The organism is Paracoccus sp. DMF, assembly GCF_004407025.1.
Classification (GTDB): Bacteria; Pseudomonadota; Alphaproteobacteria; order Rhodobacterales; family Rhodobacteraceae; genus Paracoccus; species Paracoccus aminovorans_B.
The window spans coordinates 97,328-112,004 of the sequence record NZ_SOKV02000011.1; the positions used below are offsets into that span (position 1 = coordinate 97,328).

At 69.0% G+C, this 14,677-nt stretch carries 16 protein-coding genes; 8 read left to right on the plus strand and 8 right to left on the minus strand.

From position 1 onward, the window contains the following. The first annotated feature begins 168 nt into the window (after positions 1 to 168). The 4 genes from E3D03_RS08880 to E3D03_RS08895 all read left to right on the plus strand — a co-directional run bounded on the left by E3D03_RS08880 (position 169) and on the right by E3D03_RS08895 (position 2,894). Positions 169 to 426, plus strand: coding sequence for a hypothetical protein (locus tag E3D03_RS08880; protein WP_062561929.1), 258 nt, complete (start codon positions 169 to 171; stop codon positions 424 to 426). Then, positions 426 to 818 (plus strand): MAPEG family protein, encoded by a 393-nt coding sequence (locus E3D03_RS08885; RefSeq protein WP_062561928.1) that lies wholly within the window; start codon positions 426 to 428, stop codon positions 816 to 818. Before E3D03_RS08880 ends, E3D03_RS08885 begins: the two co-directional genes overlap by 1 nt. Before the next feature lie 42 nt (positions 819 to 860). Then, on the plus strand, positions 861 to 2,255 hold the full coding sequence (gene lpdA, locus E3D03_RS08890; protein ID WP_062561927.1) for a dihydrolipoyl dehydrogenase: 1,395 nt from the start codon (positions 861 to 863) through the stop codon (positions 2,253 to 2,255). Between the two features lie 144 nt (positions 2,256 to 2,399). After that, complete coding sequence (locus tag E3D03_RS08895) at positions 2,400 to 2,894, plus strand: lytic transglycosylase domain-containing protein (RefSeq protein ID WP_263566663.1); 495 nt, start codon at positions 2,400 to 2,402, stop codon at positions 2,892 to 2,894. 119 nt (positions 2,895 to 3,013) lie between these two features. Here the strand turns inward: E3D03_RS08895 and E3D03_RS08900 are convergent, their stop codons facing one another. Further along, complete coding sequence (locus tag E3D03_RS08900; protein ID WP_263566664.1) at positions 3,014 to 3,301, minus strand: DUF1127 domain-containing protein; 288 nt, start codon at positions 3,299 to 3,301, stop codon at positions 3,014 to 3,016. 100 nt (positions 3,302 to 3,401) lie between these two features. Here E3D03_RS08900 and E3D03_RS08905 point away from each other — a divergent pair, with 100 nt between their 5' ends. After that, a complete protein-coding gene (locus E3D03_RS08905; RefSeq protein ID WP_263566665.1) occupies positions 3,402 to 4,271 on the plus strand; it encodes a LysR substrate-binding domain-containing protein in 870 nt (289 codons plus the stop codon). A gap of 21 nt (positions 4,272 to 4,292) precedes the next feature. Here the strand turns inward: E3D03_RS08905 and E3D03_RS08910 are convergent, their stop codons facing one another. Then, positions 4,293 to 4,736, minus strand: coding sequence for a GNAT family N-acetyltransferase (locus E3D03_RS08910; RefSeq protein WP_263566666.1), 444 nt, complete (start codon positions 4,734 to 4,736; stop codon positions 4,293 to 4,295). An 11-nt stretch (positions 4,737 to 4,747) separates the two neighbouring features. Beyond that, on the minus strand, positions 4,748 to 5,587 hold the full coding sequence (locus tag E3D03_RS08915; RefSeq protein WP_263566667.1) for an AAA family ATPase: 840 nt from the start codon (positions 5,585 to 5,587) through the stop codon (positions 4,748 to 4,750). A gap of 160 nt (positions 5,588 to 5,747) precedes the next feature. On the opposite strand from E3D03_RS08915, the gene dksA reads away from it, so the two are divergent. The 3 genes from dksA to E3D03_RS08930 are packed head-to-tail and all read left to right on the plus strand — an operon-like array spanning position 5,748 to position 7,889. Then, entirely contained in the window at positions 5,748 to 6,170 is a 423-nt protein-coding gene (dksA, locus tag E3D03_RS08920; RefSeq protein ID WP_017998592.1) for an RNA polymerase-binding protein DksA, read from the plus strand. A 34-nt stretch (positions 6,171 to 6,204) separates the two neighbouring features. Then, positions 6,205 to 6,783 carry a DJ-1/PfpI family protein gene (locus E3D03_RS08925; protein WP_263566668.1) on the plus strand — a complete coding sequence of 193 codons (579 nt, stop codon included), beginning with the start codon at positions 6,205 to 6,207 and terminating at the stop codon, positions 6,781 to 6,783. After that, entirely contained in the window at positions 6,780 to 7,889 is a 1,110-nt protein-coding gene (locus tag E3D03_RS08930) for an FAD-dependent oxidoreductase (protein WP_263566669.1), read from the plus strand. Before E3D03_RS08925 ends, E3D03_RS08930 begins: the two co-directional genes overlap by 4 nt. Positions 7,890 to 8,030: 141 nt before the next feature. Here E3D03_RS08930 and glmM read toward each other — a convergent pair whose 3' ends face one another. From glmM to E3D03_RS08955, 5 genes are all read right to left on the minus strand, one after another. Beyond that, entirely contained in the window at positions 8,031 to 9,374 is a 1,344-nt protein-coding gene (glmM, locus tag E3D03_RS08935) for a phosphoglucosamine mutase (protein ID WP_263566670.1), read from the minus strand. Then, positions 9,371 to 10,342, minus strand: a complete 972-nt coding sequence (folP, locus tag E3D03_RS08940; RefSeq protein WP_263566671.1) for a dihydropteroate synthase — start codon at positions 10,340 to 10,342, stop codon at positions 9,371 to 9,373. Before folP ends, glmM begins: the two co-directional genes overlap by 4 nt. A gap of 59 nt (positions 10,343 to 10,401) precedes the next feature. Next, complete coding sequence (locus tag E3D03_RS08945; protein WP_263566672.1) at positions 10,402 to 11,184, minus strand: dihydroneopterin aldolase; 783 nt, start codon at positions 11,182 to 11,184, stop codon at positions 10,402 to 10,404. 78 nt (positions 11,185 to 11,262) lie between these two features. Next, entirely contained in the window at positions 11,263 to 11,736 is a 474-nt protein-coding gene (locus tag E3D03_RS08950; RefSeq protein ID WP_253879952.1) for a cell wall hydrolase, read from the minus strand. A 280-nt stretch (positions 11,737 to 12,016) separates the two neighbouring features. After that, positions 12,017 to 14,578, minus strand: a complete 2,562-nt coding sequence (locus E3D03_RS08955) for a pyruvate, phosphate dikinase (RefSeq protein WP_263566673.1) — start codon at positions 14,576 to 14,578, stop codon at positions 12,017 to 12,019. Between the last annotated feature and the right edge of the window lie 99 nt (positions 14,579 to 14,677).

Consider the following 14,677-nt stretch of genomic DNA (forward strand, 5'->3'; position numbering starts at 1 on the left):
CTTGTTGCGCACGGCAACGCGCGCAGCCCGTTGCATCCCCGGCCATGGCAACCCGAGGCCGCCCCGGATCGTTGCTCTTGCGACCGGCGCAGCACGGGCCAGCGCCCGGTCCGTCTCGTTCTTTCCCGCGGGGTGCCGGCCCGCCCGCCTCACGCCAGGAGCCGAACCATGACCCAGATGATCGCCCATTACGAGGTCGCGAACTACGCCGCCTTCAAGACCGCCTTCGACAATGACGCCGAGGATCGCGGCAACAACGGGTTGTCGCTGCTGCAATTGTGGCGCGAAAGCGATACCAGCGCCTGGGCGCTGTTCAACATCGGCGACGCCCAGGCGGCCAAGACCTATCTGGACGGCGCGGCCGGGGTGTTCAATTCGCAGGCCGGCGTCACCGGCACCGCCTTCCACCTGGTCGAGACCGCCTGATGGCGGCCGAGACCACCGCGCTGGCCCTGGCTGCGCTGCTGCAGGCGGCGCAGATCGGGGTTGCCGCCGCCTCGATGAACCGCGACGTGGGGGCGCGCTGGAACGCCAGCCCCCGCGACACGCAGCCCGAATTCTCGGTCCTGACCGGGCGGCTGCGCCGCGCGGTCGACAACCATTTCCAGGGGCTGATCCTCTTCACCATCGCCGTGCTGCTGGTGATGCTCTCGGATGCCGGCAATGCCCTGACCACGCTTTGCGCCTGGCTCTACCTGCTGGCGCGCATGTTTTACGTCCCCGCCTATGCCTTCGGCTGGTCGCCCTGGCGCTCGCTGATCTGGGCGGTCGGATTTATCGCCACCATGGTGATGATCGTCACCAGCCTGTTCACATGAACCGCACCGGCGCGAAGCGGCGCCGGGAACAAGGAGACCTGAATGTCCACCTATGACCTGATCGTGATCGGCGCCGGCCCCGGCGGCTATGTCTGTGCGATCCGCGCCGCCCAGCTGGGCCTGAAGGTCGCCTGCGTCGAGGGGCGCGAGACGCTGGGCGGAACCTGCCTGAACGTCGGCTGCATCCCGTCCAAGGCGCTCTTGCACGCCAGCCACATGCTGCACGAGACGCATGAGAACTTCGCCAGGATGGGCCTGGTGAACGCCCATGTCGAGGTCGATTGGGACAAGATGCAGGGCTACAAGGCCGAGACGGTCGGCGGCAACACCAAGGGCATCGAATTCCTGTTCAAGAAGAACAAGATCGACTGGCTGAAGGGCTGGGCCAGCATCGAGGCGCCCGGCAAGGTCAAGGTCGGCGACACCACCCATGAGACGAAGAACATCGTCATCGCCACCGGCTCGGAACCCGCCAGCCTGAAGGGGGTCGAGGTTGACAATGCCGCCGGCGTGGTGGTCGATTCCACCGGCGCGCTGGCGCTGCCGAAGATCCCGAAGTCGATGGTGGTGATCGGCGCCGGCGTCATCGGGCTCGAGCTCGGCTCGGTCTATGCCCGGCTTGGTGCCGAGGTGACGGTGGTCGAATTCCTGGACGTCATCACCCCCGGCATGGACGGCGAGGTGCAGAAGCAGTTCCAGAAGATCCTGGCCAAGCAGGGGTTGAAATTCGTCCTTGGCGCCGCCGTGTCCGAGGTCGAGGTCGAGGACGGCCTGGCCGAGGTCGAATACACGCTGCGCAAGGACGACAGCAAGCACGAGATCAAGGCCGAATGCGTTCTGGTCGCCACCGGCCGCCGGCCCTATGTCGCGGGCCTCGGCCTCGACGCGGTGGGCGTGGCGCTGACCGATCGCGGCTTCGTCCAGATCGACCAGCATTGGCAGACCAGCGTCAAGGGCATCTATGCCATCGGCGACGCGGTGCCCGGCCCGATGCTGGCCCACAAGGCCGAGGACGAGGGCATGGCGGTGGCCGAGGTCATCGCCGGCAAGCACGGCCATGTGAACTATGACGTGATCCCCGGCGTGATCTACACCACGCCCGAGGTCGCCAGCGTCGGCCTGACCGAGGAAGCCGCCAAGGAAACCGGCCGCAAGATCAAGGTCGGCAAGTTCCCCTTCATGGGCAATGCCCGCGCCAAGGCGCTGTTCCAGGCCGACGGCTTCGTCAAGCTGATCGCCGATGCCGAGACCGACCGGGTTCTGGGCTGCCACATCATCGGCCCGAACGCCGGCGAGATGATCCACGAGGTCTGCGTGGCGATGGAATTCGGCGCCTCGGCCCAAGACATCGCGCTGACCTGCCACGCGCATCCGACCTGCTCGGAAGCGGTGCGCGAGGCGGCCTTGGCCTGCGGCGACGGCGCGATCCACGCCTGATCGGCGGATTTCCACCGATACACGCAAAAGGCGACGGCGAGTTTTCGCCCATCGGCCGCCCCGCACCGGGCGGCCCTTTCTTTTGATTCCACGAATTGCCTGCCTGCGGCTAAGCCTGTCGGCAACGATAATTCGAGGACAGTGATGAAATCCATCATCGGACTGCTGGTCCTGAGCGGCGTCTTGGCCGTCAGCGCCTGCGGCGACAACCGGGTCGATCCCGACCGCCGCTATCTGGTCGAACCGCGCGCCACCGCCGCCGAGACCGTCGGCCTGCACGCCAACGAAACGCCGGAACTGCGCCGCCTGATCAACAAATACGCCTCCGAATACCAGGTTCCCGTCGATCTGGTGCATCGCGTCATCATCCGCGAATCGCGCCACCGCCCCGGCGCCCGCAACGGCCCCTATTACGGGCTGATGCAGATGCTGCCCGCCACCGCGCGCGGCATGGGCTATCAGGGCAGCGCCTCGGGCCTGCTGGATGCCGAGACCAATCTGAAATACGGCGTCAAATACCTGCGCGGCGCCTATATGGTCGCCGGCGGCAATTACGACAACGCGGTGAAATGGTATTCGCGCGGCTATTACTACGAGGCCAAGAAGAAGGGCCTGCTGGAAGAAACCGGCCTGCGCTGAATGCAGCCCGACCGACCGACTGGGCCCGCCGCAAGGCGGGCTTTTTCGTTGCGGGTTGCGATGCGCGCTTCGGAACACAATCGACCCCTGCAACCTGCCAACGCCGGGTTCGTCCTGCGCTAGCCGATCCACCCCTTCCGTCGTGCATGGGCCTTGGCTGCCAGCGCATCTGACGCATTCAAACGAAGCGGCAGGCGGGCGGCGCATGCGACCTCTGCCCGGGTCACGCCGATATCGTCCAGAATCTGGTCGTCCAGGCGAAGCAAGTTCAGGAACGCATCGCGCCTCTCCCGGTCCTGACGATAGGTTTCAAACCGATCCCGCAGCCGTGCCATCACGGCGCGCAAGCTAGTCCCGATCCACCGGCTTCGTGAGGGCGGGTTCATGGTGCATGTTTCCTTGGCCATCCTGACCTCCCTTGTTCGGGCCAGGGTGCCATGGCGATATTCTTCAATACAGCGCATAGTTCTTAGTGTATCGTTCAGGAAAATTGATCGCGATGGCGCCATGCAACCGCAACAGAACAACCTTCTTGAGACCGACCTTCTGAAGACATTCGCGACCATCTCCGAGACCGGGAACTTCACCGTCGCGGCGAAACGGGTGTTCAGGACCCCCTCGGCGGTCAGCATGCAGATCAGGCGGCTCGAGGATCAGCTGGGCCGCGCCCTGTTTGTCCGGCACCCGCGCCATGTGACGCTGACCGCGGACGGCGAGGCATTTCTCGTGCATGCCAAGGACATCCTGCGCATCAATGACGAGGCTCTGTCCCGCTTTCGGGTGCCGCAGCTTGAAGGACGGGTCCGGTTCGGCGCCCCCGACGATTTTGGCGTGCGCTACCTTCCTGCGATCCCGTCACGCTTTGCCGCGACCCATCCCCTTGTCGAGGTCGAGGTCTTTCTCTCGACCAGCGTGAACCTGGCCCGGCGGTTCGAGGCGGCAGAGATCGACATGATCCTCACCGTCTCGGCCCAATCCGACCCGGCGCCGGGAGAGGTCATTCATTCGGAGCCCCTCGTCTGGGTCGGTGCCCGCGACGGCATGGCGTTCTCGAGGACTCCTGTCCCGCTCGCCCTGTCCTCGCATGGATGTCCCTGGCGGGCTGCGGCCCTGGCCGCGCTCGACAAGGGCGGTCGCCGCTACAGGATCGCCTATACGTCAGAGGCCGCTGCCGGCCAGCTGGCGGCAGTCATGGCCGACCTGGCGATCGCGCCGCTGCCGGTCAGCCTGGTGGACGAACAGCGCCGACTGACGGATAGGGACGGCTTCGGCGCGATCGGTTCCTATCAGCTGAGGCTTCAGAAAAACCCCGATATCGGCTCGGCGGCGCAGGCTTTTGCGGATCATGTGCGCGAGAGCTTTGGCCGGCACGAATGACCGCCAAGGGCGCAAGCCCTCCTATCCCAGGCGCCGCTGATACCGGATGAAGGGCGAGCGTTGCGCCACCCGGTCGTAAAGCATCCGCCCCGCGTAGTTGTCCTCGGCCGTCAGCCAATAGACGAAGGACACGCCCCGCGCATCCGCCGCCGCATAGACCGCCTCGATCAGCCCGCGCGCCACGCCCCGGCCGCGCGCCTGCGGGTCGGTGAACAGGTCCTGCAGATAGCACACGCCCTCGTCCCGCCAAAGGTTCGGGTGAAAGACGTAATGCACCAGCCCCAGGAGCCGCGCGCCATCGGCATGGACCAGCCCGTGGAAATCCCCGGCCTTGCCCGACAACAGCCGCGCAAAGGCCTTGTCATAGAACCCGGCCGGGCGGTCGTGAAAGCCGTAGAACGCCTGGTAACCCTGGTAGAGCCGCTGCCACTCCGGCCGGTCCTCGGGGCGCAGGTCGCGGATCATCGCCGCCCCTTTCAGCGTTGCCGGCGGGCCATGAAGGCCAGCCGCTCGAACAGCGCCACGTCCTGTTCGTTCTTCAAGAGCGCGCCGTGCAGCCTGGGCAGCATCTCGCCCGCCGGACGGGCCAGATCCTCGGGCGACAGGTCCTCGGCCAGGATCAGCTTCAGCCAGTCCAGAAGCTCGCTGGTCGAGGGCTTCTTCTTCAGCCCCTGCACCTCGCGCAGGTCGAAGAACTGGCGCAGTGCCTCGTCCAGCAGGCGCGGCTTCAGCCCGGGATGATGCACCGCGACGATCTTCTTCAGCGTCTCGGCGCCAGGAAAGCGGATATAGTGGAAGAAGCAGCGCCGCAGGAAGGCGTCCGGCAGCTCCTTTTCATTGTTCGAGGTGATGATGACCACCGGCCGGTGCCGGGCCACCACCGTCTCGCCGGTCTCGTAGACATGGAACTCCATGCGGTCGAGTTCCTGGAGCAGGTCGTTCGGAAACTCGATGTCGGCCTTGTCGATCTCGTCGATCAGCAGCACGACCTTGCCGGTCGCCTCGAAGGCCTGCCACAGCTTGCCCTTGCGGATGTAGTTGGCGATGTCGTGGACGCGCGCCTCGCCCAGCTGGCTGTCGCGCAGACGCGAAACGGCGTCGTATTCGTAAAGCCCCTGCTGCGCCCGCGTGGTCGACTTGACGTTCCACTCCAGCATCGGCAGGCCCAGGCTGGCGGCGACCTGCCGGGCCAGTTCGGTCTTGCCGGTGCCGGGCTCGCCCTTGACCAGCAGCGGCCGCTCCAGCGTGATCGCCGCATTCACCGCCATGGCCAGATCCGGCGGCGCCACATAGGTCTCGGTCGAGGTAAACTGCATCCGCCTGTCCTTTGCGCAAGTCCCGCGAAACTAGCCACCGCGCCGCCGCTGCGCAAGCGATGGGCGAAACCTGTCGGAATGGCCTAGTGACAATCGGTCTTTCATCCTTTATGCGGGCGCCAAGGATCGGGCATACAGGCGCCCGGCTTCCGGAGGAACGATGAAAGCCCAGACCTTTCTGCCCGAAGATTATCGCCCCGCCGAAGACGAACCTTTCATGAACGAGCGGCAGCTTGAATATTTCCGCCGCAAGCTGATTGCCTGGAAGCAGGAACTTCTGGACCAATCCGCCGAAACGCTGGAGGGCTTGCAGGACAGCGCACGCAATGTCCCCGACCTTGCCGACCGCGCCTCCGAGGAAACCGACCGCTCGCTGGAGCTGCGCACCCGCGACCGCCAGCGCAAGCTGGTCAGCAAGATCGACGCCGCGCTGCGCCGCATCGAGACCGGCGAATACGGCTATTGCGAGATGACCGGCGAGCCGATCAGCCTCAAGCGGCTGGACGCACGGCCCATCGCCACCATGACCCTGGAAGCCCAGGAAAAGCACGAGCGGCGCGAGCGCGTGCATCGCGACGACTAACCGCCGGCCGCCCCCGGGAACCGGAGGACGAAGGATGCAGGATCCTGGCCTGAAGCCGGTGATGATCGTCGTGCTCGACGGCTTCGCCGATTGGGAAACCCCGCTGATCGCCGCTGTCGGCGGGGACTTCTACAACCTGTCCTGCCGCCATGTCACGCCGGGCGGCGGCGACGTCCGCTCGATGGGCGGTCTGGCGGTTGCGGGACTGGCGGATGCCGTGCCGCGCGCGGATGAAATCGTGGTGCTTTGCGGCAGCGAGGCCTGGACCCGCCCCGATGCCCCGGATCTGTCCGCCATGCTGCAGAGTACGCATGCGCGCGGCAACGCGGTCGCGGCCATCTGCGCCGGCACGCTGGCGCTGGCCCGGGCCGGTCTGCTCGCCGGCCGGGCGCATACTTCGAACGGGCTCGACTTCCTGCGCCACTGGCTGCCCGATTATGCCGAGGCCGCGCATTACCGCGACCAGCCCCGCGCCGTGGCCGACGGCGGGATCATCACCGCGCCGGGCACCGCGCCGATCACCTTCGCCGCCGCGGTGCTGCGCGCCGCCGGCCTGCCGCAGGACAGGCTGGACGAATTCCTCGCCCTTGCCGGTGCCGAGCTGCGGCCGTGAATCGCGAGGCCACCATCATCGGCGCCGGCGTCGCCGGCCTGACCGCCGCCTGCGCGCTGGCGCAGCGCGGCTTTTCCGTCACCGTGCTGGAACGCGCCGGCGCCCTGCGCGAGGTGGGCGCCGGGCTGCAGATCTCGCCCAATGGCGTGCGGGTGCTCGCGGCGCTGGGGCTCTGGCCGCGGTTCGAGGCGATCTCGACCCGCTCCGATCGGGTCGAGTTGAACGATTCGACCGGCCGCCCGGTGGCGCGGCTGGAGCTGGCGCGCCATCGGCCGCAGGACTGTTTCCGCCTGGTGCACCGCGCCCGGCTGGTCGAGCTGCTGGAACAGGCCGCGCGCGAGGCCGGCGCCCGTATCGAACTGGGGCACGAGGTCACCGCCCTGCCCGACGCCGCGCTGCTGATCGGCGCCGACGGGGTGAAAAGCCGGCTGCGCCCGCTGCTGAACGGTCCCGAAACGCCCTTCTTCACCGGCCAGACGGCATGGCGGGCGCTGATCCCGGTCGAAGCCGATGCGCAGCCCATGGCGCAGGTCTTCATGGGCCCGGGCCGGCATCTGGTCAGCTATCCGCTGGGCCAGGGCCTGCGCAATATCGTCGCGGTGCTGGAGCGCCCCGACTGGCAGGACGAGGGCTGGTCGATCCCCGGCGACCCGGCCGAGCTGCGCGCCGCCTTCGCCCGTTTCGGCGGCCCGGTGCCGGGCTGGCTGGCGCGGGTCGAGCAGGTCGGGCAATGGGGCCTGTTCCGCCATCCGGTCGCGGCGCATTGGCAGGACGGAAGCCGCGCGCTGATCGGCGACGCCGCCCACCCGACGCTGCCCTTCCTGGCGCAGGGCGCGGTCATGGCGCTCGAGGATGCCTGGACCCTGGCCGCCTGCCTCGCCGCCGACCCCGACCAGCAAGCGGCGCTGGCCCGCTACCAGGCGCTGCGCCAGCCGCGCTGCCAGCGCATCGTCGAGGCCGCCAATGCCAATGCCCGCAACTATCATCTCAAGGGCCCGACCCGCGCCGTGGCCCATGCCGGGTTGCGCGCCGTCAGCCGCCTGGCCCCGACCCGGCTGATCGAGCGTTTCGCCTGGCTCTACGACCACGATCCGACGGCGCTCTGACCGGTCTTCTTTGTTGTCCAAATACCCAAAGGCAAGGCCGCCGCCCGCGCGACGGCCCGGATCGCGCGCCACCGCGGCCTTCTCTGTTTTCCAAATACCCAATGCCGATGCCACGGGCGACGCCGCCGCAGGATGGGGACGTCAGGCCGCCTTCTCGACCGCTGCGACGATGCCGTCCACGACCTCGCGCAGCACGGTCTCGTCCTCGGCCTCGGCCATGACCCGGATCAAGGGCTCGGTGCCGGACTTGCGGATCAGCACCCGGCCCTGGCCATCCAGCCGCGCCTCGGCGCGGGCGATCTCGGCCTGGACCGCCTCGACCGACAGCGGATCGGCGCCGGCGGCATAGCGCACGTTCTTCAGCATCTGCGGCACCGGCTCGAACTGCGCCACCAGGTCCGAGGCCCGCCGGCCGCTTTCGGCCATCGCCGCCAGGAATTGCAGCCCGGCGATCAGCCCGTCGCCGGTGGTGGCATAGTCGGTCATGACGATATGGCCCGACTGCTCGCCGCCCAGGTTGAAACCCTGGCCGCGCATGCGCTCGACGACATAGCGGTCGCCGACGGCGGTGCGCTCCAGCCGCAACCCGCGCCCCTGCAGGAAGCGCTCCAGCCCCAGGTTCGACATCACCGTCGCGACCAGGGCGCCGCCGCGCAGCCGGCCCTGCTCGGCCCAGCGGCCGGCCAGCAGCGCCATGATCTGGTCGCCATCGGCCACCTGGCCCTTTTCGTCGATGATCATCACCCGGTCGGCATCGCCGTCCAGGCTGATGCCGATGTCGGCGCCATGCTCCAGCACCGCCCGCGCCGCCGCCTCGGGATGGGTCGAGCCGACGCCGTCGTTGATATTGTGGCCGTTGGGCGCCACGCCCAGCGGGATCACCTCGGCGCCCAGTTCCCACAGCACGTCCGGCGCGGCGCGATAGGCGGCGCCATGCGCGCAATCGACCACGACCTTCAGCCCCTCCAGCCGCTGGCCGGCCGGGAAGGTGGTCTTGGCATATTCGACATAGCGCCCGCGGCCGTCGTCGATGCGCTTGGCCCGGCCGATGTTCTGCGGCTGCGCCGGGACGATCTCGCCGGCGACGATGCTCTCGATCTCGGCCTCGGCCTCGTCGGAAAGCTTGAAGCCGTCGGGGCCGAAGAACTTGATGCCGTTGTCATGCGCCGGGTTGTGGCTGGCCGAGATCATGATGCCCACGTCCGCCCGCATCGACCGCGTCAGATAGCCCACCGCCGGCGTCGGCACCGGGCCCAGCAGCAGCACGTTCATGCCCGTGCTGGTCAGCCCGGCGGTCAGCGCGTTCTCCAGCATATAGCTCGACAGGCGGGTGTCCTTGCCGATGACCACGCGATGGTGATCCTGCCCGCCGCGGCGGAAATAGCGGCCGGCGGCGGCGCCCAGGCGCAGCGCCATCTCGGCCGTCATCGGATGGGTATTGGCACGGCCCCTGACGCCGTCGGTGCCGAAAAGCTTCCTGCTCATGCTTCCCCCTCGGTCACGGCCCGCCACAGCGCCAGGCCCTGCCTTGTTTGTGCCACGTCATGGACGCGGTGGATTTGTATGCCCTGCGCGACCCCGGCCAGCGTCACCGCCAAGGTGCCGGGCATGCGCTCTGCCGCGACCTCGGCCCCGCCGATCGTGCCGATGAAGCGCTTGCGCGAGACGCCCAGAAGAATGGCGCAACCCAAGCCGTGATAGACGGAAATCCGCCGCAGGATGGCCAGATTATGCGCCTGGGTCTTGCCGAAACCAATGCCCGGATCGATCACGATGCGGCCAAGGGGGATTCCCGCCGAGCGCGCCCGCGCGATCCGTGCCCTGAGCGCGTCATAGACGTCCAGCAGCACATCGCCATAGGTTGGATTGTCCTGCATCGTCTCGGGCACGCCTTGGGCATGCATGATGCAGACCGGCACCCCGGCCTCGGCCACCGCCGCCGCCATGTCCGGGTCGAAGTCGAAGCCCGAGACGTCGTTGACCAGCCCCGCCCCCGCCGCGATGGCCGCCCGCGCCACGCGCGCTTTCCGTGTATCGACCGAGATCCCGGCCAGCCCGCGCGCCGCCGCGATCACCGGCGCGACCCGGGCGATCTCGTCGCGCGCGGGCACCTCGCGCGCGCCGGGGCGGGTCGATTCGCCGCCGATGTCCAGGATCTCGGCGCCCTGCTCGGCCAGCAGCCGGGCCTGCGCGGCCCCGTCATAGCGGCCGCCGTCCGAGAAACTGTCGGGCGTCGCGTTGACGATGCCCATGATGCGCGGCCGGTCCAGGGACAGGCCCAGCAGATCGGCGCGCGGCGCGGTCAGCGCGGCCAGCACCTCGGGCGGCGCGCTGTCCACCACGCGCGGCGCGGCACCCCGGCGCAAAAGCTCGAACTGCGAAAAGCGCAGCCAGCCGCCGGCCAGCGGCCAGCGCCCGGTTTCGCAGGGGATCGGTCGGAAATAGTCGCTCATGCCCATGTTCCCATGCCGCTGTTCCTACGCCGGTGTCGCGGCGATTCAAGCGCCAAGCGTCAGAGCCGCCCCGAGGCGATGGCGAATCCGGCCGGCAGCGCCGGCGGCTCGGTGCCCGCGGGCAGCGCCCAGTCCAGCCGGCTGGCGCCCAGCCGCTCGGCCAGCCAGATCGCGGCGGCCTGGGGTTCGGCCGCAAGGCCCGGCACGTCGCGCAGCATCCGCGCCGGCGCCCAGACCACGGCCCGGCCCTCGGTCGCGGCCCAGTCGAGCTCGGTGCGGCTGTCGGCCACGGTCAGCCCCAGCCGCCCCGCCAGCGCCCAGGCGGCCTGGTCCAGTGCCAGCAGCGCGATTTCGCGCGCATTGCCGCCCTGCGGCAGCGGCAGGCCGGGGTCGTCGGGCACCAGCGCCACGCCGCCCTCGGGCAGCGGCGCTTCGGCGCCGTGGAAAATGACGCGGATCGGCGCCTGGATCGCCTCGGCGGCGACGCGGGCCTGGCGGCGCACCAGCGTCACCCCCAGCGCGCCCGGGATGCGGTCGAGCTTTTCCACCGCGACCCGGACCTGCGCCGCGCGCGGATGCGCCAGGATCTGCGCCGCGATCTTTTCGGCCAGCGTCTCCAGCAGGTCATAGCGGCGGTCCGCCAGCCCCGCCGCCACCGCGCCGGTCAGGATGTCATAGCTGAGGATGCGGTCGACCTCGTCGTTCACGCCCACGACATGGGTGGCAAGGTCCACGTCCACGTTGAAGCGCAGCCGCTGGCGCTGGCCGCGCTCGGTCTGGAAGGCGCCGATCTCGGCCGAGACGATGTAATCGCGCAGGTGGATGCGGTCTGGCTGGTCCATGCGCCTATCCATGAAAGGAAAACGGCCCCGCCGCAAGGGTCGGGGCCGCGCTTTGCGTGGCAGATTCGCGTCAGCGTATCAGTTCGAGGCCATCCGGCGATCCGAGCGATAGAAGGTATGGCTGCCGATCCGCGTGGTCTTTTCGAACCGCTTGGTCCAGGACGGGCGCACGCCGCGGGCGTGGAAATAGGTCGCGCCGTTGGTCAGGGTGCGTGGCGCGCCGGCCAGGGCCGCCATGGCGACCTTCTGGACCCGGGCGAAGGTGCCCTTCTCGCGGATGCGGGCGCTCTTGTTATAGGTGAACTGGCCGCGCTGGTTGACCACGCCGCAGACCGATTTCGGGAAACGCGGGTGGTCGACGCGGTTCAGGATCACCTCGGCCACGGCCTGCTGGCCGGCGGTGCCTTCGCCGCGCGCCTCGAAATACAGCGCCTCGGACAGGCATTGCAGGTCGCGGGTGCTGATCTGATGGGTGCCGCTGGCCGTGCGCACGGTCTTGGTCTCATAGGCGACCTGGTGCTGGGCGTCGGCCAATGCCGGAACGGCGGCCACGGGCGAAAGAAGAACGGCAACACACACGGAAACGCGCGCCAGCCATGACATTTTGAACGACATGTTGGTCCTGTTTTCGGTCCGGGCCGCGCCCGGTCAGCTTCGTCGGAGAGGCCCCGGGATGGGGCCGTGTCTGACGGCCAAAGGCCCGAAACCGGGCGGGGCGGGAAAGCCCACATGCGCGTGACAGCGCAGATTCGATTGAATTTGCTGCATTTTGGCGGAAACCCGCCGACGGCAAAATGGTTAACGGGCGAATTCCGGCCAAAATCGGCCGGTCTTAGGACTGCCGATCGAACTCCGACTCGGCCGTTTCGCGCGCCATCAGAATCGACTCCTGCGCCGCCGCAAGCCGCGCCACCGGCACCCGGAAGGGCGAGCACGAGACGTAGTTCACCCCGGCGCGCAGACAAAAGGCGATTGATTCGGGGTTGCCGCCATGTTCGCCGCAGACCGAGATGGTGATGCCCGGCTTGTGGCTGCGCGCGCGCTCGGCGCCGATGGCCACCAACTCGCCCACGCCGTCCTGGTCCAGGATGTGGAAGGGGTCCTCGGCATAGACGCCCTGGTTGACATAGATGCCCATGAAGCGGCCGGCGTCGTCGCGCGACAGGCCATAGGTCATCTGCGTCAGGTCGTTGGTGCCGAAGGACAGGAAGGCGGCATGTTCGGCGATGTCGCCGGCGCGCAGCGCGGCGCGCGGCGTTTCCACCATCACGCCCAGGCGATAGGCGAAGTCCTGGCGGGTCTCGTTCCGGACCGCGGCGGCGACGGCGTCGATGCGGGTCTTGACCAGCTCGACCTCGCGCCGGGCGCTGACCAGCGGGATCATGATCTCGGGCACCACCGGGGCGCCGTTGCGGCTGGCCTCGATGGTGGCCTCGAAGATGGCGCGGGCCTGCATGTCATAGATCTCGGGCACGGTGATGCCCAGCCGCACGCCGCGCATGCCCAGCATCGGATTGAACTCGGACAGCGCCTCGACACGCCGGGTCACGTCCGACAGCGGCAGGTCCAGCGATTCGGCCAGCTCGCGCATGCCCTCGCGGTCATGGGGCAGGAATTCGTGCAGCGGCGGGTCGAACAGGCGGATGGTGACGGGCAGGCCGGCCATGATCTCGAACAGCGCCGCGAAATCGCCGCGCTGCATCGGCAGCAGCCGTTCCAGCGACAGGCGGCGGTCCTCGGGCTTTCCGGCGAAGATCATCTCGCGCATGGCCGGCAGGCGCTCGTCGTCGAAGAACATATGCTCGGTGCGGCACAGCCCGATGCCCTGCGCGTTGAACATGCGCGCGGTGCGGGCGTCCTCGGGCGTGTCGGCATTGGCGCGGATCCTGATGCGGCAATGCTGGTCGGCCCATTCCAGAAGCTGGCTGAAGCTGTCGTCCAGCGCCGGTTCCAGCATCTCGGCCGCGCCGGCCAGCACCTCGCCCGAGGTGCCGTCGATGGTGATCTCCTCGCCCTCGCGGAAGGTGCGGGGGCCGACCTGCATGGTGCGGGCGCGCGAGTCGATCGAGATGCCGCTGGCGCCGACGATGCAGGGCAGGCCGATGCCGCGGGCGATCACCGCGGCATGGCTGGTCATGCCGCCGCGCTCGGTCAGCACCGCGACCGAGGCGTGCATGCCGCGGATGTCCTCCGGCACGGTCTCGCGCCGGACCAGCACCGCGCGCTCGCCCCGCGCCTCGGCGTCCTGGGCGCTCGCGGCGGTGAAGACGATGCGGCCGGTCGCGGCGCCGGGGCTGGCGTTGATGCCGCGGGCGATGATGTCGCGCGGCGCGCGCGGATCGACCTGGTGGTGCAGCAGGTCCGACAGCGCCCGCGGCTCGACCCGCATCACCGCCTCCTCGGGCGGGATGATGCCGTCGCGCGCCAGCGAGACCGCGATGCGCACGCTGGCACGCGAACTGCGGCTGACCCGCACCGCGTCGATGATGGCGAGCCTGCTGTCCGAGACGACGAATTCGATCTGCATCTCCTCGCGCAGCCGCTCGCGCGCCGCGACGCCGAAGCGGATCAGCTCGGCAAAGACCTCGGGCGCGGCCTCTTCCAGCGAGGGGCCGCGCGGGTCGCGGGTCAGATACAGCGTCTCGGCGCCCTCGCCCCGGGCGCGGCCCTGGCTCTGGCCGCGGAAACGCCCGGTGATGCGCGGCATGCCGGTGACGTTGTCCACGAGCTGGATCGAGCCCGAGCCGGTGACGCCCGGCCCGATGGCCAGCGCCATGTCCTGCACCACGAGCCCCAGCGGCGCCATGGGCGGCGCGCCCTTGGCCTGGCGCAAGAGCCGCGCCGTCGGCCCGTCCCAAGCCCGCGCCATGCTGCGCAGCACCTCGGCCAGCTGCCGGGCCGGGTCCTGCGGGAACTCCTCGTCGGTCTCGGCCTCATAGGCACGCAGCGCCGCTTCGAGCCCCTCGTCCGCGTCCGAGAACATGTCGGGATCGAGCCGCGCGACATGGATGGCATAGGATTGCACGAAGCCCAGATACAGCGCGTCGGCGGCGGCCTTGCCGCGGGTTTCGGCCAGCCGGGCGTGGCATGCGTGGTTGATGCCGACGTTCAGCACCGTGCCCGGTCCGCCCCAGGCCGGGTTCTGCGCCGAGGGCCGCACGCTGACCAGCCCGTCGGCGCGCTCGATCATCTGCGCCAGCCGGCCGCGGTCGGGCATCTGGCCGGCGGCGATGGCGCGCACCGCATCGGCCGAGAGCGCAAAGCTGGTCGGGACCGGCAGCTCCATGCGGATCAGGCGCTGCAGGCATTTCGCGCGCCAGCCGTGGCGCGCGGTCTGGATCCCCGCCGAGGGGGTGATTTCGACGATGGAGTCGGGGTCGGTCAGCGCGGTCATGGTGCCGTCACATTAGGCATGGCCCCGGCTTTGCTGCAAGTGCGAAGCGGCGGGCAGGGCCGGGGGCTGCCCCCACGCCTGGCCGGCCCCTCGATGGGG

What these genes read in the sequence shown, in the direction of transcription:
- E3D03_RS08880 (WP_062561929.1), top strand. Translation starts at nt 169, where the DNA reads ATGACCCAGATGATCGCCCATTACGAGGTCGCGAACTACGCCGCCTTC.
- E3D03_RS08885 (WP_062561928.1), top strand. Translation starts at nt 426, where the DNA reads ATGGCGGCCGAGACCACCGCGCTGGCCCTGGCTGCGCTGCTGCAGGCG.
- lpdA (WP_062561927.1), top strand. Translation starts at nt 861, where the DNA reads ATGTCCACCTATGACCTGATCGTGATCGGCGCCGGCCCCGGCGGCTAT.
- E3D03_RS08895 (WP_263566663.1), top strand. Translation starts at nt 2,400, where the DNA reads ATGAAATCCATCATCGGACTGCTGGTCCTGAGCGGCGTCTTGGCCGTC.
- E3D03_RS08900 (WP_263566664.1), bottom strand. Translation starts at nt 3,301, where the DNA reads ATGGCCAAGGAAACATGCACCATGAACCCGCCCTCACGAAGCCGGTGG.
- E3D03_RS08905 (WP_263566665.1), top strand. Translation starts at nt 3,402, where the DNA reads ATGCAACCGCAACAGAACAACCTTCTTGAGACCGACCTTCTGAAGACA.
- E3D03_RS08910 (WP_263566666.1), bottom strand. Translation starts at nt 4,736, where the DNA reads ATGATCCGCGACCTGCGCCCCGAGGACCGGCCGGAGTGGCAGCGGCTC.
- E3D03_RS08915 (WP_263566667.1), bottom strand. Translation starts at nt 5,587, where the DNA reads ATGCAGTTTACCTCGACCGAGACCTATGTGGCGCCGCCGGATCTGGCC.
- dksA (WP_017998592.1), top strand. Translation starts at nt 5,748, where the DNA reads ATGAAAGCCCAGACCTTTCTGCCCGAAGATTATCGCCCCGCCGAAGAC.
- E3D03_RS08925 (WP_263566668.1), top strand. Translation starts at nt 6,205, where the DNA reads ATGCAGGATCCTGGCCTGAAGCCGGTGATGATCGTCGTGCTCGACGGC.
- glmM (WP_263566670.1), bottom strand. Translation starts at nt 9,374, where the DNA reads ATGAGCAGGAAGCTTTTCGGCACCGACGGCGTCAGGGGCCGTGCCAAT.
- folP (WP_263566671.1), bottom strand. Translation starts at nt 10,342, where the DNA reads ATGAGCGACTATTTCCGACCGATCCCCTGCGAAACCGGGCGCTGGCCG.
- E3D03_RS08945 (WP_263566672.1), bottom strand. Translation starts at nt 11,184, where the DNA reads ATGGACCAGCCAGACCGCATCCACCTGCGCGATTACATCGTCTCGGCC.
- E3D03_RS08955 (WP_263566673.1), bottom strand. Translation starts at nt 14,578, where the DNA reads ATGACCGCGCTGACCGACCCCGACTCCATCGTCGAAATCACCCCCTCG.